The 21,128-nt window shown below is 42.6% G+C and carries 12 protein-coding genes; 3 read left to right on the top strand and 9 right to left on the bottom strand.

Annotated elements, in window-relative coordinates:
• Nucleotides 1-419 precede the first annotated feature (419 nt).
• The 3 genes from Q5873_RS08795 to gltB form a co-directional block, all read right to left on the bottom strand.
• Nucleotides 420-1,553 carry an efflux RND transporter periplasmic adaptor subunit gene (locus Q5873_RS08795; RefSeq protein WP_303060467.1) on the bottom strand — a complete coding sequence of 378 codons (1,134 nt, stop codon included), beginning with the start codon at nt 1,551-1,553 and terminating at the stop codon, nt 420-422.
• Nucleotides 1,554-1,671: 118 nt separating this feature from the next.
• On the bottom strand, nt 1,672-2,334 hold the full coding sequence (locus tag Q5873_RS08800; RefSeq protein ID WP_303060468.1) for a tetratricopeptide repeat protein: 663 nt from the start codon (nt 2,332-2,334) through the stop codon (nt 1,672-1,674).
• 338 nt (nt 2,335-2,672) lie between these two features.
• Complete coding sequence (gene gltB / locus Q5873_RS08805) at nt 2,673-7,262, bottom strand: glutamate synthase large subunit (RefSeq protein ID WP_303060469.1); 4,590 nt, start codon at nt 7,260-7,262, stop codon at nt 2,673-2,675.
• A gap of 409 nt (nt 7,263-7,671) precedes the next feature.
• On the opposite strand from gltB, the gene Q5873_RS08810 reads away from it, so the two are divergent.
• The gene (locus Q5873_RS08810; protein ID WP_083963078.1) at nt 7,672-8,553 is read left to right on the top strand and encodes a formate/nitrite transporter family protein; all 882 of its coding nucleotides are present in this window, start codon (nt 7,672-7,674) and stop codon (nt 8,551-8,553) included.
• 531 nt (nt 8,554-9,084) lie between these two features.
• Complete coding sequence (locus Q5873_RS08815) at nt 9,085-10,356, top strand: MFS transporter (RefSeq protein WP_288190311.1); 1,272 nt, start codon at nt 9,085-9,087, stop codon at nt 10,354-10,356.
• A 207-nt stretch (nt 10,357-10,563) separates the two neighbouring features.
• Here the strand turns inward: Q5873_RS08815 and Q5873_RS08820 are convergent, their stop codons facing one another.
• From Q5873_RS08820 to Q5873_RS08830, 3 genes are read right to left on the bottom strand one after another with little or no spacing between them, the layout of a single operon-like run.
• A complete protein-coding gene (locus Q5873_RS08820; RefSeq protein ID WP_303060470.1) occupies nt 10,564-13,479 on the bottom strand; it encodes an ATP-binding protein in 2,916 nt (971 codons plus the stop codon).
• Complete coding sequence (locus Q5873_RS08825; RefSeq protein WP_303060471.1) at nt 13,469-14,740, bottom strand: metallophosphoesterase family protein; 1,272 nt, start codon at nt 14,738-14,740, stop codon at nt 13,469-13,471. Before Q5873_RS08825 ends, Q5873_RS08820 begins: the two co-directional genes overlap by 11 nt.
• 12 nt (nt 14,741-14,752) lie before the next feature.
• Nucleotides 14,753-16,168 (bottom strand): MocR-like pyridoxine biosynthesis transcription factor PdxR, encoded by a 1,416-nt coding sequence (locus Q5873_RS08830; RefSeq protein WP_028255453.1) that lies wholly within the window; start codon nt 16,166-16,168, stop codon nt 14,753-14,755.
• A gap of 354 nt (nt 16,169-16,522) precedes the next feature.
• Here Q5873_RS08830 and bioB point away from each other — a divergent pair, with 354 nt between their 5' ends.
• On the top strand, nt 16,523-17,551 hold the full coding sequence (gene bioB / locus Q5873_RS08835) for a biotin synthase BioB (RefSeq protein WP_028255454.1): 1,029 nt from the start codon (nt 16,523-16,525) through the stop codon (nt 17,549-17,551).
• A 303-nt stretch (nt 17,552-17,854) separates the two neighbouring features.
• Here the strand turns inward: bioB and fucO are convergent, their stop codons facing one another.
• The 3 genes from fucO to Q5873_RS08850 form a co-directional block, all read right to left on the bottom strand.
• Nucleotides 17,855-19,006 carry a lactaldehyde reductase gene (gene fucO, locus Q5873_RS08840; protein ID WP_288302093.1) on the bottom strand — a complete coding sequence of 384 codons (1,152 nt, stop codon included), beginning with the start codon at nt 19,004-19,006 and terminating at the stop codon, nt 17,855-17,857.
• 33 nt (nt 19,007-19,039) lie between these two features.
• Entirely contained in the window at nt 19,040-19,936 is an 897-nt protein-coding gene (locus Q5873_RS08845) for a dihydrodipicolinate synthase family protein (RefSeq protein ID WP_288302092.1), read from the bottom strand.
• A 69-nt stretch (nt 19,937-20,005) separates the two neighbouring features.
• A complete protein-coding gene (locus tag Q5873_RS08850; RefSeq protein ID WP_288760301.1) occupies nt 20,006-21,121 on the bottom strand; it encodes an L-rhamnose mutarotase in 1,116 nt (371 codons plus the stop codon).
• Nucleotides 21,122-21,128: the final 7 nt, after the last annotated feature.

Below are 21,128 nucleotides of genomic sequence, written 5' to 3' on the forward strand. Positions count from 1 at the left end.
CTCTTCCTTCGCTTTCAAAAACCGTCTGTCGTAAGCGACTTGTATATAATACATGCTTTTCAAATATTCGTCAACTACTTTTTTAAAATTCTATATTGCATCGTTCACACACAATACATTAACTAGATAATTGGCACTAACCACCACTATAACTAAACTATAACTAATTTAAAAATATAACGCCAAGCATCATCTAGAACAGAACCGATGTACTACATACAAACCTCACACCGAGGTATGTCACCAATTATAGTTACTACTCTTGAAAATAGCAAATATTGAATACTCATATTAAAAGAGGATGTAACTTATCGTTGCCAAAGTCACATCCTCGCACATCTTACATCTTGTACTACTCTGTCTTTATTATTTTTATTACCACTATATATTGATTAATGCATTCTTGTTATATATCTAAACTATTGAATTGTTATTTTTTCTCCTAGCTGGAAGGAGCCTTTAGAAGTAATGACCTTTTCTCCCGCAGACAGACCATTCATAATCACAATAAAACCATCCGCTTTTTCACCGGTTTCTACTACCCGTACGTCTACAGTATCATCGGCTGTTACGACATACACATATTTACCATCTTTTCCTTCATGAACCGCTTTTTCTGGTAATGTCAGTACGGATGCTTTTACATCGGATTCAATGACCAATGTATAAAACTCTCCAGGCTTTATAATATTATCAGTATTTTGGAACGTTGCCTTCAATAATACTCCCGGGCTACCGGCCGGTGCATTCGTATTAATATAGGTAATCTCACCGGGCAACTCTTTGTCATCTACTTTTAAACGAACTTTCACCGAAGCTTTACCTTCCGGTGAGGCCAGAGCCATAGCAAATCCTTGAGGAATCGTCAATGTTGCAACTACCGGTGAAGTTTCCTGAATCATCATAAAAGGTTTACCCGCTATAGCTACCTTTCTGTCTTCATTATAAATAGCCGTGACCTTACCATTGATAGGCGCTACAATTTGTGCCTGAGCAATCTGCGCTTGCACTTGTGCAATTGCAGCCTGCAAACTGCTTGTATCAGCCCCCGGTGTTGTCACATAACCACCACCGCTGGTAACAGTTGTTGTTTGTGCGCGAGAAGCAATCGTAGCATATTCTTTTTCAGTAATAATGCCATTGGCCATCATTTCCCGAGCCCGTTCCACATCTGCTTGTGACACCGCCCCAGGTACAACTGTTGTAGTCTGTGGTGCCGCATGTACAGTTGCTGTTGCTTGCTCTTTAATTTTTGTCAGTAATGTGTTTAGCTGTTCCTGTAGAGAAGACGTATCTAACGTTGCCACCACTTGGCCTTGTTTAACATTATCACCTACTTTTACTGCCAAGGTAGCGACCTGTCCTGATGTGGCCGGTTCAATGGTTGCCTTGTTCAGCGCTGTTACATTGGCATCGCTACTAATACGCACCGGTAAATCTCGTTGCGTCGCTTCCGTCACTGCTACCTTTTTCGGACCGAAACATCCTGCTGTCAGCACCGCAGCCATCATCACGGTTACCATTCCCAATCGTTGCAAATACTTATGCTTCATTATTCCACTTCCTATGCTATTACCGGTAAACTCACAGTTCCCTCTTTCATGGATTATTATGTCGGCTCTTATTGTATCACAAATAAACTATCCTGCGTAAATGAGTTTTCTATGAATTTTATTGTGTAAGTTGCTTAAACTTTTCATTATTATGAAAGCGCATAAAATGATCTTGCTCCCGAGCTACTGATTTTACTGTCGAATCAGTTTCAATTGCTCTTTTCAGCCATATCAAAGCTTCCGCATCATAACCTTCATCAGCATAAATAGTAGCCAATCCATATAATGACCACGTATTATGTGGCTCTACTTCCAGCACCCGCCGAAACCATTTTGCCGATTCATCCAATTGGCCCTGCAATTTATATAGCATAGCCAGATTATAATAATTACTCACATTTTTTTCATTCAACGAATATGCTTTTTGAGCCAACTCTAATCCTTTTTTCGGTTCTCCCAACAATCCCAATGCCATTCCCTTTACAGAATATGCTATATCACTATCCGGCTTTCTCAACAACACAGCATCTGCCTTAGTAATTGTCGCTTCGTATTTTCCTTGCTGAAACAGATCTACAACAGCTTTTTCTTCTACCGTTAACTCACTCGTTCCCTTTTCTATTGTCGTTTCCACTGAAGTTGTTGACTCAGTGATCTGTGTGTCCGCAGCTACTTTATCTCGGTCGCAACCGATTAGTGTCATCAACATCACTATCGCCATCACTATAAATAGAAATTGAATCCCTATTCTCCATCGACGCACCGTTTTCGACGAATTCATTTCACATCAACTCTTTCCTTTACATCTATCAGGTTACACATTCATCCATACATGTGCGAGCACGTTTCCTTTATTTTGAGAATCCATTCTTCGCTTACTTGTTCATCATAGCAAGCTATCCCTGTCTTGCCAAGATGTTCCTATTATTGTCTAACACCAATATCACGCAATATTTTTATCCATCGAGTACAGAAAACCCGGCACAGCAGTAAGCCGCGCCGGGTAACTCATCTATTAAGATTTTATTTAATACTTGGATGTATCTCTATTATATTTATCGGTACACATGTATACGATCTTTTAGAAATTTATTTTCCTATACGTATCCCATAGTAGTCTTATTTATACTTATCCTTAAAAGCCTTAAGTTCTGCTTCTTCTAAGCTATTGCCTTGCGCTATATATGTATCAATGGCTTGACGCATAGTGGCAAACGCTACAGGCACTAGCTTTTTGAAGCGCTGTCCAAAGTTAGCCCAATTATCTAAAATATGACGTCCCTTTGCACTATTCGTATACAACACATGACGTTCAATTAAATTCTTAATTTTTTGTACGTCATCATTTGTTACTTCCTGCACTTCTACTAAGCCTGTATTAACACGGCGTTCATCCAAATCAAGAACATACGCATATCCACCGGACATGCCTGCACCGAAATTTCGGCCGATAGATCCCAATACAAGGACTTCACCGCCGGTCATGTATTCGCAGCCGTGATCACCCACACCTTCGACAACAGCAGTAATACCGCTGTTACGTACGGCAAAACGTTCACCTGCACAACCATTAATATACGCTTCCCCGGAAGTAGCTCCATAGAAAGCAACATTACCAATGAGTACATTGCGGTCCGCTTCAAACACAGATTTACGCGGCGGATATGCAATAATCCGTCCTCCCGATAATCCTTTACCCAAGTAATCGTTGGCATCACCTTCCAATTCCAGGGTCATACCCTTAGGAATAAACGCCCCAAAACTCTGACCGGCACTGCCTACAAAGCTTAGCTTAATTGTTGTGTCCGGCAACCCAGCCGTACCATAACGTCGTGTCACTTCACTACCCACCATGGTGCCAACCACGCGATTTGTGTTATTAATAGCCAACTTGGCCCGAATTGGTTTCTTATCTTCGATAGCCGGTCGGCAAATACGAAGTAACTTTGCCATATCAAGAGTTTTATTAAGTCCATGTTCTTGTTCTACTCGATGATAGTGGCCTACACTGGCATCCGTATATGGGCGGAAAAGTATACGCTTCAAATCAACGCGAGACAACTTATAATTATCCTCTACTACCTTTTGACGTAACAAATCTACACGACCAACCATTTCCTCAACAGTCCGAATGCCTAGGCGAGCCATAATTTCGCGGAATTCTCTGGCCAAGAAATACATTAAGTGTTCCACATACTCCGGTTTGCCTTTAAAGTTCTTACGTAATTTTTCATCTTGTGTTGCAACTCCGTACGGACATGTGTTGAGATTACATACGCGTGCCATTTTGCATCCTACAGCCACGAGCGGTAATGTACCAAAGCCGAACATTTCTGCACCGAGCAAGGCCGCAACGGCAATATCAAAACCTGTCATTAGTTTGCTGTCTACTTCCAGCACAATGCGATCTCGTAACCTGTTAAGCAGCAATGTTTGGTGTGTTTCGGACAAGCCTAATTCCCAAGGTGCTCCCGTATGCCTCATGCCGGTACGTCCGGCCGCACCGGTACCGCCATCATAACCGCAGATAAGAATATTATCGGCTTTCGCCTTAGCCACCCCGGCCGCAATAGTCCCTACTCCGGCCTCCGATGCAAATTTCACGCTGACCCGCGCATTAGTATTAGCATTTTTCAAATCAAAAATAAGTTCTGCCAAGTCTTCGATGGAGTAAATATCATGATGTGGTGGCGGCGATACTAATTCAACACCCGGCGTAGAATGACGCGCCTTACCGATAGCCGGATATACTTTTTTGCCCGGTAGCTGGCCACCTTCCCCCGGTTTCGCCCCTTGTGCACATTTAATCTGCAATTCCTTAGCATGAACCAAGTATTCTGAGGTTACACCGAAGCGCCCTGATGCTATTTGTTTAATTTCACTGCATGCATTATCGCCGTTCGGCAATAGCTGATAGCGTGCAGAATCTTCGCCCCCTTCACCGGAATTACTCATAGTTCCCAAGCGATTCATAGCAATGGCAATAGTTTCATGAGCTTCCTTACTGATAGCACCGTAACTCATAGCACCGCCTTTAAAACGTTTTACGATAGATTCCACCGGCTCTACTTCTTCAATAGCAATACCGCCACCTACAGGGAAATTAAATTCCAATAAACTCCGCAAAGTAACATGATAGTTTTCACGAATTTCTTTGGAATATGCTTTATATAATTCATAGTCGTTATCTATACAAGCACGTTGCAACAAGTCAATCGTTTTCGGATTGAACAGATGTGGTTCTCCACCCTTGACCGGACCATAGAATCCGCCCGGCGCAAGTTCATCACTATCACCGCCGAATGCCTGTTCATGACGCTGACAAGTTTCGAGAGCTACCCCTTCTGTACCAATCCCACCGATACGACTTGGCGTATTAACAAAATATTTATTAACAAAGTCACTGTTCAGGCCTACCGCTTCAAAGATTTGTGCACCATGATAACTGCGTACTGTGGAAATCCCCATTTTAGACATAACTTTTAAAATACCGTTAACGGTTGCTTTAATATAATTTTTTTCTGCTTCTTCGGCACTAATAGATCCTAAGCGTCCCTTTGCTTGTAAATCCTTAACGGTTTCCAGTGCCAAGTATGGATTGACTGCGGTAACACCATATCCGATAAGCGTACAGAAATGATGTACTTCACGCGGTTCTGCGGATTCCAACAGCAATCCTATATCCGTACGCAATACTTTGCGAATCAAATGATTATGTACCGCTGCTACTGCCAAAAGAGCAGGAATCGGTGCATGGGTTTCATCCACACCACGGTCGGATAAAATAAGTACATTATAGTCGCTACGCGCTGCCGCTTCTGCCGCTTCACACACGTCCTTTAACGCTTTGCGCAACCCATCAGCACCTTCATTTGGATTAAACAAAATAGGCAAAGTGGTGGATTTCATACGACGACAATCCAACTGCTTAATCGCCGCAAAATCTTCATTGGTTAAAATCGGGCTGTCCAAGGATACACTATAGGTACCTTCCTTATTCGGTTCCGTCATATTTCCGCTATTACCGAACATAACCTTAGTGGAAGTTACCATTTCTTCACGGATTGCATCAATCGGCGGATTTGTTACCTGAGCAAAAAGTTGTTTGAAATAATTGTAAAGTAATTGTGGCTGTTCCGATAAAATAGCCAATGGTGCATCAGCCCCCATAGCACCGACCGGATCCTTGCCATCTTTCGCCATCGGGATTAACATGCGCACCATATCTTCACTGGTATAACCGAACGCTTGCTGTTGCTGTACTAAATTATCAATAACAGGTATACTATCCGTCGAAGCGGGCGTCACTTCATCCATATGAATAATATGTTCCGCAATCCATTCCTTGTAAGGTTTATCCGTAGCAATCCGTTGCTTGATTTCTTCATCGGACACAATACGCTGTTCTTCCGTATCTACGAGCAGCATCTTTCCCGGTTCCAAACGACCTTTATAACGAATATTTTCGGCAGCTTCATTCACTACACCAACTTCGGAAGCCATGATTAAACGATCATCTGCCGTTACATAATAGCGGGACGGACGTAAGCCGTTACGGTCAAGTACACCACCAATAACCGTACCATCCGTAAAACCCATGGCTGCCGGGCCATCCCACGGTTCCATCATAAAACTATTAAACTCGTAGAAAGCACGCTTTTCTTCGCTCATCAAGGTATTCTTTTCCCATGGTTCCGGAATCATCATCATCATTGCATGTGGCAAACTACGCCCCGTCATATATAGAAATTCCAACGTGTTATCAAACATAGCCGAATCCGATCCGGTATCGTCTACAACAGGGAATACTTTTTTTATGTCCGGGAAATACTCAGACTGTGCCTTTCCTTCCCGCGCATTAATCCAGTTGATATTCCCACGTATTGTATTGATTTCTCCATTATGCACAATAAAACGGTTCGGATGCGCTCTGGCCCAACTCGGAAATGTATTCGTACTAAAACGCGAATGCACCATGGCCAACGCCGAAGTGAAATCAAGGTCTGATAAATCAAGATAGAAATTCCGAAGCTGCTTCGGTGTCAACATACCTTTATACACAATCGTCTTGGCTGATAAACTAGCAATGTAAAAATCGCTGCTTTCCGCCTTGCTGATAGGAATAATCTGTTTTTCTGCTTCTTTACGAATAACATACAGTTTACGTTCAAATTCTTGGTCATTCATAACATTCGGACCTTTACCGATAAAAATTTGAATAAACCACGGTCGAATCGCGGCCGCTTCAGCACCGACTACATGAGAATCTACCGGTACTTCACGCCAGCCCAATACAATCTGACCTTCCGCACGAACGATATCCTCTAAAATAGACTTTTGCTTTTTACGGAGATCTTCGTATCGATGGGCAAATACCATTCCTACACCGTAACTACCGGCCGGTGGCAAAGTGAAACCCAAGACTTCACATTCACGGCGGAAAAATTCATGTGGAATCTGAACCAAAATACCTGCGCCATCCCCAGTTGACGCATCGGCCCCGCGGGCACCGCGATGTTCTAAACGTTCTAAAATGCGTAAACCATCATCAATAATATCGTGTGATTTACGCCCTTTAATATCTACAACAAATCCCATGCCACAAGCATCTTTTTCATAAGATTTGCTATAGAGGCCATGTTTTTCCAATACCTGTTGTTCTTGCCGTTGTGATTCTACTTGGCTGTTGTATCTCATTTCTTGACTCATATCCCTTTCTCCTCTCTACCGTCACATGCTCCAGTCCTGCATTCATCATATATGATGCCTTCATCACAGGATTAACGGGGCTATTGTTACAGACCTTTTTCCATGTATTCGGTACCATTACCCATTGCTCGTACACGCGGCATATAACTACCCTCTTAAAATTCTATAGAAAATAGTCTAATCACAGTATAATAAAGTCTCTCCGAAAATGCACATAGAAATATGTAATACCCATATGCATTTATCTCATGTTCTAATCTGTTTTTTGTATCCATAAAAATTGCACCCATGTACCTATTCATGCTACTATAAATATATTATCAATAATGATTATCAAATTTTTAAAGAATACCACCTACGGCATTCCTGTTTCTTATAGCTATCACGTAAGTACGTAACGGAGGTTTTTATGACATCAAAAATAAAAGAAATTTTAAATGAACGCAAGGAGGACGTAGCTGCCAGTGAAATTAATGCGGTTGATCTTTCTCATCGTGAACGGGTTATCGTTGAAGAATACGAGCGATTATCACCACATCTTATTTTTGAAATTATTCGACGCGACGGCATTGAAGAATTACTCCGTCCCGCCAAATCACTGATTTTTTCGGGCATTGCTGCCGGTGTAGTTATCACATTTTCTTTTTTCTGCATGGCGCTCTTGCAATCTGTATTGCCCCATGAAGCATGGATGCCTCTAATTGCCAAATGGGGATATACCATAGGCTTCATTCTGGTTATTTTGGGTCGTATGCAGTTATTTACGGAAAACACTATCACCACGGTAGTACCTATTTGTAAACCTTTCTCTACCCAAAAATTAATTTTTCTTTTACGTTTATGGATTATTGTATTGGTATCAAATCTCATTGGCACCGCATTGGCATCTTCATTTTTAACATTGCCTCAAGTTGTATCTCCGGCTATTACTGCAGAACTACAAAGCATTGCCAATCACGTAGCTCACTTTACCGCTACAGAAAATATTTTGCGTGGCATTCCCTCAGGTATACTGATTGCCGCTATTGTATGGATGATGCCATCTGCACGAAATTTCAGTTTTTTTATCATCGCCTTCTTCACCTATTTTATTGCGCTCGGTGATTTTACCCATATTGTTGTAGGTTCCGCAGAAATGTTTTATGCCGTACTTAGCGATAAAGCAAGCATGTATGATTACTTTTTCCGTTTTCTCCTGCCAACAGGGCTTGGCAATATCATCGGCGGTACCGGCGTTTTTACCCTGCTTATTTATGCACAGATTAATTCCGAATTGGAAGTAAAGGAATAACTTCGTTATATTTTTCCCGAAATTAAGATTTTAGTCTTCGTGTATATGAAAAAATTAAAGTTTTTTCTCTTGCACGTGATAAGCCTATAGTAGGTATATATATTACGGACATCTATTTTTCTGAAGAGGAAATTAAGTGTTGACACAAGCAAAAACCAGTGTTAAACTACAGAAGTGCTCACAAGGAGTACATATCAAATTTGTTTTTACATAATAAAGGAGGGATTTACTCATGGCAACTACATACACGATGACCTATACCCATGCGGTAAATTCCACAATTATTATTATTGCACCTCATAGGACCGGAGCCAGGTAAACAGTTACCTGTGCTTGGGTCCCATTCGTCGTGACGATGGGACGTGAAAGCACCTCATCGTTAGACGATGAGGTGCTTTTTTATTTATCAAAGAGAGAGTATTTGGAGGGATTCGTATGTCAAACAATTCTGCGTCCTACGCTTCAGCTTATGAAGCCACAAATCCGGCCGTCGATGCCGGTGTCGATTTACATTCATTTCAACGTCGTCGTATGCTGCACGTTGTCTTGCCTTTATTTCTAGTATCGGTCATCGCTTTTCTCGATCGCGTCAACATTGCCTACGCCGGCATGACGATGAAGGACACCCTTTCCTGGTTATCACCGGAAGTATTCGGTCTTGGTGCAGGTATTTTCTTCGTTGGTTACGTACTCTTTGAAGTTCCTGCCTCACTACTAGCTGCTCGCTTTAATGCTATGCACTGGGTAGCACGTATCATGTTTAGCTGGGGCCTCGTCTGCGTTTTAATGACTACTATGAGCACGGAACTCGAGTTCTATGTATATCGTTTCTTGTTGGGGCTTTGCGAAGCGTCCTTATATCCAGTTATTTATTCACTGCTCATCCCCAAATGGTTTTTACCGCAAGAACGTGCAAAAGCTATCTCTCTGATGCTCACATCCTTACTTATTTCTACCATCATCGGTGCTCCTTTGGCCGGTGTTCTCTTGGAATTAAACGTATTCGGATTTCACGGCTGGCAGACACTATTTATTGTTGAAGCTGTACCGGCACTCATCTTCGCCTTCATTTTTGCTAAATGGATGAAAGCAACTCCCCAAGAAGCCTCCTGGGTAACTCCGGAAGAAAAGGCATTCATTGCTCGCGAACTGGAACGAGAAGAAGCTAATAAAGTAAAAGTAAAAAAATACACTACCTTACAAGCTTTAACAGATCCTAAAGTATTGCGTTTATGTCTTATCTATTTCTTATGGGTTATCGGCTTCTGGGGATTCAGCTTCTGGATGCCACAGGTATTAAAGCAACTCTCCGGTTGGTCTCCGAGTCTTGTAGGTTGGTCCATTGTATTCCCAATGACCGCCGCTCTTATCGTACAAGTATGGTGCGGTCATTCTTCTGCTAAAACCGGAGAAAAACGTTGGCATACCGCCGTACCACTTTTTGTCGGGGCTGCCGGTCTTGCCGCTACTCCGTTCAGTCCGAATCCGTTGGTAAGTTTATTCTTCATTTGCTGCTCGGCTATTGGCGTCTATGCCGGTATGGGTGTGTGGTGGACTATGCCGACAACGTTCCTATCCGGTGCTGCCGCAGCCGGAGCAATGGGACTTATCAACTCCTCCGGTAATGTCGGTGGTTGGGTCGGACCTTATATGTTAGGTTTCTTAAATCAGACAACAGGTTCCTTTACTATCGGTTACCTTGTTATGGGTGGCTGCATGTTCTTAGCAGGTCTGCTCATCTTAACGCTAAAGAAAGAAAATGCCACCAATGACACAACAACCTATAATGCGTCAACGATGTAATAGATTATTAACTATTACAAACACGTAATGTAAAAAGGCAGTCATCCTGTGATAACAGGCTCCTTCTCTCATCCGAGCCGTTATCAAAATGACTGCCTTTTATTTTTATGTATGCACCCTTTACCGACAGCGTCTTAGTATCTTTCCAACTATGCTATTAAGTGCTTATCCTATTCCAAATTTTTTTACTGAGTATACTACTTCAGTTTAAGTCAAAATCATGCCATCTTGCGCCAATTCATAGCAAGTAATACCCGTCAGCTCTTTCGCTAACTCCAAAGTAGATTTTTGACAAGTAAAGATCCAAACTTGCGTTTCTTCCGCTATGGTTTTGAGCAATGCCAATGCCCGTTGCTGTCTTGTTTCATCAAACCGCACCAAAATATCATCTAAGATAAGAGGCATAGGCTCAATGCGCTTACCGAACGTATGGGCTAAACTCAACCGCAATGCTAAATACACCTGATCGGCTAAGCCACTGCTCCAATGAGCCATATCTAACCGTTCATCATGCTCATTCAACAAATAAATAGCCTGTGGTGCTGCTTCCGTATCAAGACGATATTTGCCATCCGTCAATATGCGGATATACTCCGATGCTTTCGCCAACGCTTGCGGCTGCCTGTCTTTTTCATATGATTGCTGTGCCTCCTCCATAAAATGAGCAATGAGAACCTGTGTAGTCCAATCCTCCAAAGCATCGCGCAACTCACCTTCCAACTGTGCCTTTTGCTGCAACGCCTTGGCCAAAGTAGCATCACCGGCCAAACTATTCATCGCTTCCTGTAGTTGCCCCCGTTCTTCATAAAGTGCCGTCAACTGACTATCCAAGCCTCGGATTTCACCGGTACTGCGTTCATATTCTGCCGTCCATTTTCCTTTGTCACTACCTTGCAGTCGACGATAGAGAAGCTCATTATTTTCTGATTGAGGAGCCAACAGCTCCAGCTGTCGTTTGCTTTGCTGATAAATGGTCACCCATTGCCGATACTGCTCCTGTTTTAAAAGGCGCTGACGATATTCACCGGCTGTAGCAATCCCCGCTTTTTGTAAAAGCAAAGATTGTTCAAGAAGCAATTCTTTTTCTTTCCGGTTCCAGTGATCATATTCTTCACGATAATTCCGTCGTTGCGATTCTTTTTGTTCCCATCGCGCTTGATTCTGGCGGTAGGATTTAAGCAAACTATACAACCGGCGCAGCTCAATCGGGGTCACCGGCGCATTAAATTCTAACTTTTCCCATAACGCTCTTGCCTGTGACTCGATATGCTGTAACATTTCCTTATGCTCGGCTAACCGTTTTTCGTATCCTTTATATGTATTTTGCTGCTCACGATAGCTGTCGTACTCTTGCTTCATTCCAAAGAAATCGCTGTCCGTCAATGTTCGCTTTGCCGCCTTTGGAAGCCATTCCAACCATTCCTCCATAGCAGCACTGCCCTTCTGTTCTAGGGCTTTGCCTTCTTCCATCCATGCCGTGCGCTGCTGTTCATAGCTGTACAACTTGGCTAATTCTACATTATTACTACCCAACTCTCCCCGTAATGTAGTATACGCTTCTTCTATAGCTTTCATCGACGCTTCGTCATGAGGTACCCCTAACCCATATTCACGATTAAGTGATTCTTGTTGTTCTTCTCTGCGTCGCAGCTGACTTTCAGCATCCTTGCATCGTAACCGGTAACGATAACTACCATAATAACCATAGCCACCGATAATCATTCCGAGAACGATTAATCCCCAACCTATATATGTAAAGGGAGTTATCGGACCAATCGCTACTATTCCTATCCCAACGAGAACAGCCACTGCCGCACCGGCATACCACCCCTTTATTGATGGTGCTTGGCGCTTCACAGCATCTAATGCTGCCATAGCTTCATTTCGTTTTTCATAGGCTTCTTTTACCAGAGTCGTCCCTTGTTTGATACGTTCTAATTGATGCTCTTCCTTTTGCATCTGTACCTGCAATGTAGCATCCGCAGGAGCTACCGGCTCACGTCGTTGCCAACTCATATACGCCTCACGGGCACTACGTAACTTTTGCGCAATCATTTCACCGCGTCGCCAATCTATCTCTGCCGGCATCTCTTCGTCAGTACGCCATGCCGTATGCAGCTTGCGCGATAACTCCAGTTGCTCCCTAACCTTAGTTAAATAACGCTCCCCTTCGGCACATTCCTTTTGAAGCTGTGTCCACTTAGACACTTCCTGCATCAGGTCTTCTATTTCCTGTCCGTAAATACCGATAGCATCATCGGGAGCAAAATTATCCGGCACCAAACCTTCTTCCTTACCACGCCAAATACGCATATGCTCACGGCACTGGTCTATTTCCTGTTGCAAAGCCATGAAAGCATCTCGTTCTAATTCGGTAGTATCCGTCAAAACATTGATTTTTGCTTTTGCCTCTTCCGCACGCTTATAAACATCCCATGCTCTAAGCACCAATTCAATGCTGGACGCATACTCACGCCATTCCTCTATGCGCTCACGCAACTCTTTCTCTGTTACCGCCGTCCCCTCTAATTGTTGCTGCAATTTTGTATATGTTTCTTCATGCTTTCCCAACTCTTTCAGTCGCGTGTCCAACTGTGCCAATTCATCCATGAGCACATTAATGCGCCGCTTACCATTAGAAGAAGCTACCAATAAATCAGCTGCTGCTTTATCAATATCCTTAACAGCTCGACTGAATTGTTCACCGCCTTCACCGCCAAAGAAACGAATGCGTACATCCACTTCATTTAGAATATCCGCCCCTTGCAAATCTTCCAGGGTAATCGCAAAAATTCGATCGTACGTTTTCTTATCGAGCCCGTGCCACCATAACTGTGACGGTTCCTCTGTCAATGTTTCACCGCCCAATGGATAAAAATCTAATTTTTTATGGCGTCGACCGATATGATAACTCTTATCTTTGTGAGTAACCGTGACATGACCCGTTCCTTCCTTATAGGTCTTACCTCGCTTACCAAAAATAAATGATCGCACCGCTTCCAGTAACGATGTCTTACCACTTTCATTAGGTCCGTAAATAAGCTGTACACCATCTGTTTTCGGTGTAAACGACCAGTCGCGATACGGACCGAATTCTTTTATATATACTTCATCAATCTTCATAGGAATCTCCCAACAACCGCAATGCACCTTCTGTTTCGGCACGTCGTAGTGCTCGTCGCACCAATTCCGGGGTCAACATATGGCGATACAAACCTAATCGTTTTGTTTCCGGTCTGGCTAATACTGTATCGCGCAACTTTATTATGCTTTCATCGCTACCATCAGCTACTGCCGCATCATAGGCCGCCAAATAATCGCCCACCATATCATGTAACTGGCGTCGTTCGGCTAAATCAATTTCCGGCCATGTTTCATCTATTATGCGATACGGCAGAATAAAATGAATACGATGTGCTTCTTCATCACGAGCTGCTTCCATCCACATCTGCCTAGTAGACTCATCCGCAGCGGCACGATGCAGCGGCCCCGATCCGGTAAGCACAATCTCCTGCAACACCGGTTTTTTTCCTTTTCTGAGCATTTCCTTCTTATGCCGAATCATTTCTTCCAACTCTGCCGATGTACGCAGCCCCGTAATATCAATATGGCTTTTAGCAAAACGAATGGCACCGGTTTCTCTAAAATCAAGCAACACACGGCCATTACCACCAACCGTCACTAAATAACACCCTTTGGGACCAACTTCCTTGCCATGCAGCCCTTGCGTATTACCGGCATACACCACATAAGGTACTTCATGTAATACTTGCCGTTTATGAATATGTCCAAACGCCCAATAATTAATCGGTGAACGCAGCAAAGTATCCATAGAACAAGGTGCCGTAGTCACATGATTCGGTTGACTGCCGACGGTGCCATGAATGAGAGCGATAGAAAATACATCGTCCGCGCGCACTTTGATTTGTGATGCCAGGTCCACATCACTATTTTTTCGGCTAATACTCATACCGTAAATACCGGCTACTTCACGACCTTGCACGATGAGACTGCGTCTCTCCGGTTCATTTGCCGAAAAAATATGTACATTCGTTGGCAGATTAACATGTGCTTGCCAGCTTTCTGCCGGATCGTGATTACCTTGCACCATAAATACCGGAATGTGTGCCTCCTGTAAGCGCTCACATTCCCGAGCAAACCGTACCTGTGCTTCCAAATTATGGTCATCACTATTGTATACGTCGCCGGTAATAAGAAGCGCATCCACTTGTTCATCCAGCGCCAACTGCACCACACCTTCAAAAGCCCGGTATGTAGCATATCGCACAGCCTCATCCGCTTGTCGTCCCAGCGTCTTTAAATATCCAAACGGAGCCCCCAAATGAAGATCCCCGCATTGTATAAATCGAAATGGTATAGTCATGATAACATCCTTCTAAATTCCCTTCCACGCCGCTGCCAATCGCATAACGGCTTTTTCCAACTGTTGTGTCGGTATGGCACTAAATGACAATAAATAACTAACTCCATCAACAGTACGATCCTCTTTAACCGCTAACCCGGCAGCAAGAGCCCGTTGTGTAACGAGTGATTTCGGCAATACCGTATGAACTGTTACCCCGATATAAACGCCGCCTTCCGGTGCTGTTACAATAATACTGTCGCCTAGATACGTCATCAACAGCTTTGCCATATACCGACTTTTTTCCGCATAGTGTTTTCGTAAACGCCGAATCTGCTTACTCCACTCACCGGCTTCGATATATCGCGCCCATACGAGCTGTTCCATTACCCCCGCACTCTGCCGATACCTCTCCTTACCTTTAATAAAATCATCCATCAAGTCTTGTGGCAATACCATATAGCTCAATCGAATGGATGGAGGTAACACTTTTGATGGCGTGCCTATGTAAATAACACGCTCTTCCTTATCCAGGCCCTGTAAGGAAGCCATCGGCCTTCCATAATACCGCAACTCGCTATCATAATCATCCTCTATAATGTATGCCTTCGATAAAGATGCCCAACGCAACAACTCTTTACGACGTGCTACCGACATAACACGTCCTCGGCTATCACCATGCGATGGAGTACAATAAAATACTTCAATCCGTTCATCCACTAACCGTTGCACTAAATCTTCACTATCCTGCGATACGGTAATCACTGAAAAGCCGCAGTCTTCAAACACGCCAATGATAACATTGTACAAGCTACTGTCCACAGCTATGCGTCGAAGACCTCGCCGACGTAACAGAGAGGCCGTCACAGCTACCGATGACTGCGTACCACTGCCGATAATAATTCGATCAGCTGTCGATTGCACACCACGAGCCCCTTGTAAATAAGTAGCCAAATTTTCTCGCAATACACTCTCACCTTGACTATCACCATAACCCATGAGTCGTTCCGGTTCACGCAATACGTAACCTATATACCGTTTCCAACGCGTATAATCAAATCCCTCCGGATCCATAGCCCCGGTAGCAAAATTGTAATATACAACAGGTTTCATACGCTCCATTGCCTGTGCACTCACATGATTATCTTCTTCAGCACCAACACGCTTACTCTTCTCAGTAGGTAGTAATGTTGACGTTACCTCCTCATAATAAGGTAAATCCAATACCTCATAAGGTGAACGGTTATGCGCACGAATATATCCTTCCGCTGCTAATTGTACATAGGCTTGCTCTACCGTTATTTTGCTGACACCATTTTCTGCGGCCAACGCTCTAACCGAGGGCAAGCGAGTCCCCGCCACAAAATGGCCTCCTTCGATAGCTTCCTTTATATATCTATATATTTGTTCATATAATGGCTCTGCCGACTCTCGATCCAATGCCAGCATCTTCGTCACCTCTTTTGTTCTTGTATCATTGAACAACCGCGGCCTTTATTGACCTTTTCATTGACTTCTATTGTATCACACCTCCCTAATTTATAATATCTGTCCCCATCAGAAATTATATTTTATACTCTTTACTTTTATAACCATCTATCTTTTATAACCATCTATAGTATCTATCCTATCATTTAACAGAAATAAAATTTTATATCAAAAATTCTGGTTCACTGATATGCTACCCTCTTTATTATTGTTAACTTTCATTTAACTTTCAGTTGACTATGAAAACAAGGGCGTTTATAATAAAGCCAACGGCAGAATTCATGCCATATAGGAATTAGAGGTAGAGGTGTAAGTATGACAACTGTAACAAATCAGACAACCGACAATCTTTCCGGCTACGAACGGATTATCGCCTACGCACAAAAGGTATTGGACGGTGGCGAAATCACTCGTAAAGAGGCGGAAGAATTAATTCATACATCTGACGAAGATACCATGATTTTATTAGCTATGGCCGACAAGATTCGTCAAAAATTTAACGGCAACGAAGTTGACCTGTGCGCCATTGTCAATGCACGCTCCGGCAAATGCCCGGAAAACTGTAAGTTCTGTGCACAGTCTGCCCACCATGACACAGGGGTAACCGTATATCCCTTCATGGATGAAGAAGACATTGTCGCTGCTGCGAAAAAAGCAAAGGAAGCCGGTGCTATCCGTTTCTCTATCGTAACCAGCGGTCGCAATACAAGTAATCCAAAAGAATTTGAACAAATCCTCAGCGCCTTAAAGCGTATCCGCAAAGAAACCGGATTGGAAATTTGTTGCTCCCTCGGTCTCCTCACGTATGAGCAAGCCGTGCAACTTAAAGAAATTGGTGTTACCCGTTATCATTCCAATATTGAAACCGCACCGAGCCATTTCCCGGATATTTGTACAACTCATGAATATAAGGATAAAATGAGTACCATTGCCAATGCGCAAAAAGCCGGTATCCGCGTGTGCTCCGGTGGTATTTTCGGTTTAAACGAAACCTTAGAGCAACGTGTAGAAATGGCATTTGAACTAAAACGTCTCGGTATTGATTCCGTGCCACTTAACATTTTAAATCCGATTAAGAATACGCCGTTTGAACATAACAAGCCTTTGGCTCCCTTGGAAATTCTCCGTACATTTGCGGTATTCCGTTTCATTTTGCCAAATGCTCAGATTCGTACTGCCGGTGGTCGCGAAGTAAACCTCCGCGATTTACAGGCCTTAGCTCTTACCGGTGGCTTGAACGGCATCATGGTCGGTGGCTATTTGACAACCGGAGGCCGTTCCCCGTTGGAAGATCTTCGTATGCTGGACGATCTTCGTTTATCTCGCACAGCACCGCAGGTATAAAACAATACATTACATTTAAATGCACTAGTGATAAACATACTCCTATGCTTGTCCTCTAGTATGTATTACACAACTTCGCGGCTATATTAGCCATTTACTATAATTGTTTGAATGCTCTTTCCCCGTCTATGCGATGCGTAGACGGGGAACCCCTTTTATGGAGCAATTTTTAAAAGTATATATTGCATAATGTTAATTATGATAAAAGGACCGATAGCCTTTGATAGCATCGGTCCTTTCATTATGTCTTTATTCTCTTGTTACCTCATATATTAATCGCTGACATTATCAACCCTATAGTCATTATAAGATAGAACGGTAAATCGTCTTAATATCCTCTACAGATGTATCTCTCGGATTACCCGGAGTACATACATCTGCAAAAGCAGATTGCGCCAAAAATTCAATGTCGTCTTCTTTTACGCCGGCCTCAGCCAAACTCTTAGGAATCTCTACATCATCTGCCAGCTTCTGAATAGCTTCAATGGCTGCTTCACGGTATTCTGCTTCGCTCATAGTATCTACACCATCTACTCCCATAGCCCGAGCGATTTCACGATATTTACTTCCTGTTGCGGGCGCATTATATTGTAATACCGCGGTAAGCATCATTGCACATGCCTTACCATGAGGAATATCATATACAGCACTCAAAGGATGTGCCATCGAGTGAACAATACCAAGGCCTACATTGGAAAAGCCCATTCCTGCAATGTATTGTCCCAATGCCATTTCTTCGCGAGCCTTAGGGTCGCCTGCCACGGCCGCACGCAAAGAACGTCCAATAATTTCGATGGCCTTTAAATGCATCATATCTGTCATTTCCCAGGCACCCTTCGTAATATAACCCTCTATCGCATGTACCAAAGCATCCATCCCGGTAGACGCACATAATCCCTTTGGCATCCCCATAGACATATCCGGATCAACAATCGCCACTATCGGAATATCATGAGGGTCTGCGCAAACAAATTTGCGCTGCTTTTCCTCATCAGTAATAACATAATTAATAGTTACTTCTGCCGCTGTTCCCGATGTTGTCGTCACAGCAATAATAGGCAGACATTTATGCTTTGTATTGGCAACCCCTTCAAGACTTCTTACATCTTCGAATTCAGGGTTAGTCATAATAATAGCGATTGCTTTGCTTGTATCAATAGTACTGCCGCCGCCAATAGCTACGATACAATCCGCCGCTGCTTTTTTACAAGCAGCTACTCCGTCCTGTACATTTTTTACTGTCGGATTTGGCTTTAACTCATCGAAAATTTCATAGTCAACCTTAGCTTCCTCCAATAACTTCGTTACTTTCGTAGCTACACCAAATCGGATTAGGTCTTTATCAGTAGTCACCAGCACCTTTTTCAGATTATTTGCCTTTAGCTCATCTACAATTTTATTAATCGCACCAAATCCAAAATATGATGTTTCATTTAAAATCATACGATTAACCATGATATAACCCCTCCATTACAATAATAATTTCTTCTATGCCTTCCGCCATAACTCATTAGCCATACTTGACAATGCTTCTTTCTGTTTGTCCGTTAATGGTTTTATCGGTACACGGCAATATTCTTGCACCGGCAACCCCATTTCCTTGAGAGCCCATTTCATAACCGGATTAAACGGGGTGTGTACTTCATATAAAGCAAAATATTTATCTATACTACGTTGTAGCCGTGTAAGTTCCGAAATATTTTCAGATGCCAAAGAACGAATAATGTCTGCACAAATATCCGGTCTAATATTAGATATAGCCCCGATACAGCCATCGCCTCCGGAAATAACCGAAGGAATACAATTATTATCATAGCCGGTGTACACCTGGAAGTCTGGGAATCTAGGTTTTAAAAATTGAATATATCGCTGTGTATGGCGCAACACCGGATTTGTATCCTTCACACCTACCAAATTATCATGTGCTTCTCGAAGCTTTAACAACGTTTCTGCCGATACATCATAACCTGTTCTATCAGAGTAATTATATAAATATACCGGTCCTTTTACAGCCTGTAAAATTTCATCATAATAAGCATATACATCATCCTCATTACAAGCACTGTAATAAGGTCCCACAACAATGACTGCATCAGCTCCAGCTTGTAATGCTTCGTTCGACAAACTAATTGTTTCCGATTTAGCCATTCTACCCGTACCGGCAATAACAACACCACGATTGCCTATATATTTTACCGCATCTAAAATAAATGTACGGATTTCATCATAAGTGAAAGCGTAAAACTCACCAGCGCTACCGCCTACTAGAATCCCATCAATACCGGCTTGTAACACGCGATCATAAAAAGCATGCATCTCCTCATAATTCACGGACCCATCCTCATTCATAGAAGTTAATATAGGACAAATATACTTAGCCTTCATTAGCTACCACCCCTTCTACTATCGACACATTGCTAAAAACTATATGTCTAACTTATCTCATAATTTAGATTATTTTTTCTTGTTTAAATCGTAGACCATATCCATATCTGCCCACCATTCATGCTTGTAGGCTCCTTCAATACGAGTTTGACATGGATCTGTTTCCTTCCACCATCTCTGTGTCTCCGGATCTTCTGCCATTTTTGCCATATCGTATTCAAAATCATCACCTGTATATTCCATAATTGAAAAGAGTAAATCATCTCTATTAAAAATCTGATATTTTGTAATACCACAAGCACGAATCATCTTATTAACCCCCGAAAAGGGATCGGCATGAAGTTTTTTATAATATTCTGCTTTTTCCGGCCGTAGTTTAATAACAGATGCAAAAATTTGCGGTTTATTCAACTTATATAACTTCTTAGCATTTTTTGAGAAAATATCTGGATTATCTTCAAAGTATTCTCTTACAGCTCGTAAATGTTCATCAAACGTGGCGTACTGCTCTACTACCGGATAATTGGAAGCATACAATAATTTATTAGGTTCGAAAGTACCGCTTATAAAATCCAACAGATTTTTTACGAATTTAGGATCTGAAGTTGGAAATCCCGATACTTTGCAGTAAACATTAGGCAAGGCTGCTAATTTTGTCATAGCCCGCTTATATTCTTCTGATAAAGTCTCTACATTACCACAGTGATTAATTACTATTTTGGCTTCTGGTGCTCGTGATGCAGCTTTCCACATATCTTCCAATTCATCAGGTCGATTGCAACTTTCAAAAAGCAAGTCTTGTGCTGCTAAAACCTCTAAACCTTCGATAAAACTAGTTTCCAAACAACGTCCTCTAGCCGATGAATCAATATGCAAGGGTTCCCTCACTCCGACAATCCCTATGGGTAGACGCATATGTCCACAAAGATGACGGGCTCGCATAACCTTTGCTAGTATTTTAGGGCTATTCAGATTAAATATATAATCATCCTCTTTAATCGCATCGTCACAGTCCACTTCAACATAAATGCCACCTAAGAAATTTAAATCATGCGGGCCATACGCTTTTATTACATCATCAATAGAAAAGCTACGCTTAATTACGCCTTCGCAAGAGTTAAGCCAAGGAAGATTCAGTACATCTAAATTCCAAATGTGAATGTGAGAATCGACAACTTCAAGCATGTATATG

The organism is Veillonella magna, assembly GCF_959600285.1.
Taxonomy (GTDB): domain Bacteria; phylum Bacillota; class Negativicutes; order Veillonellales; family Veillonellaceae; genus Veillonella_A; species Veillonella_A magna.

What these genes read in the sequence shown, in the direction of transcription:
- Q5873_RS08810 (WP_083963078.1), top strand. Translation starts at nt 7,672, where the DNA reads ATGACATCAAAAATAAAAGAAATTTTAAATGAACGCAAGGAGGACGTA.
- Q5873_RS08800 (WP_303060468.1), bottom strand. Translation starts at nt 2,334, where the DNA reads ATGAATTCGTCGAAAACGGTGCGTCGATGGAGAATAGGGATTCAATTT.
- Q5873_RS08845 (WP_288302092.1), bottom strand. Translation starts at nt 19,936, where the DNA reads ATGAAGGCTAAGTATATTTGTCCTATATTAACTTCTATGAATGAGGAT.
- Q5873_RS08820 (WP_303060470.1), bottom strand. Translation starts at nt 13,479, where the DNA reads ATGAAGATTGATGAAGTATATATAAAAGAATTCGGTCCGTATCGCGAC.
- fucO (WP_288302093.1), bottom strand. Translation starts at nt 19,006, where the DNA reads ATGGTTAATCGTATGATTTTAAATGAAACATCATATTTTGGATTTGGT.
- Q5873_RS08825 (WP_303060471.1), bottom strand. Translation starts at nt 14,740, where the DNA reads ATGACTATACCATTTCGATTTATACAATGCGGGGATCTTCATTTGGGG.
- Q5873_RS08830 (WP_028255453.1), bottom strand. Translation starts at nt 16,168, where the DNA reads ATGCTGGCATTGGATCGAGAGTCGGCAGAGCCATTATATGAACAAATA.
- Q5873_RS08795 (WP_303060467.1), bottom strand. Translation starts at nt 1,553, where the DNA reads ATGAAGCATAAGTATTTGCAACGATTGGGAATGGTAACCGTGATGATG.
- Q5873_RS08850 (WP_288760301.1), bottom strand. Translation starts at nt 21,121, where the DNA reads ATGCTTGAAGTTGTCGATTCTCACATTCACATTTGGAATTTAGATGTA.
- gltB (WP_303060469.1), bottom strand. Translation starts at nt 7,262, where the DNA reads ATGAGTCAAGAAATGAGATACAACAGCCAAGTAGAATCACAACGGCAA.
- Q5873_RS08815 (WP_288190311.1), top strand. Translation starts at nt 9,085, where the DNA reads ATGCTGCACGTTGTCTTGCCTTTATTTCTAGTATCGGTCATCGCTTTT.
- bioB (WP_028255454.1), top strand. Translation starts at nt 16,523, where the DNA reads ATGACAACTGTAACAAATCAGACAACCGACAATCTTTCCGGCTACGAA.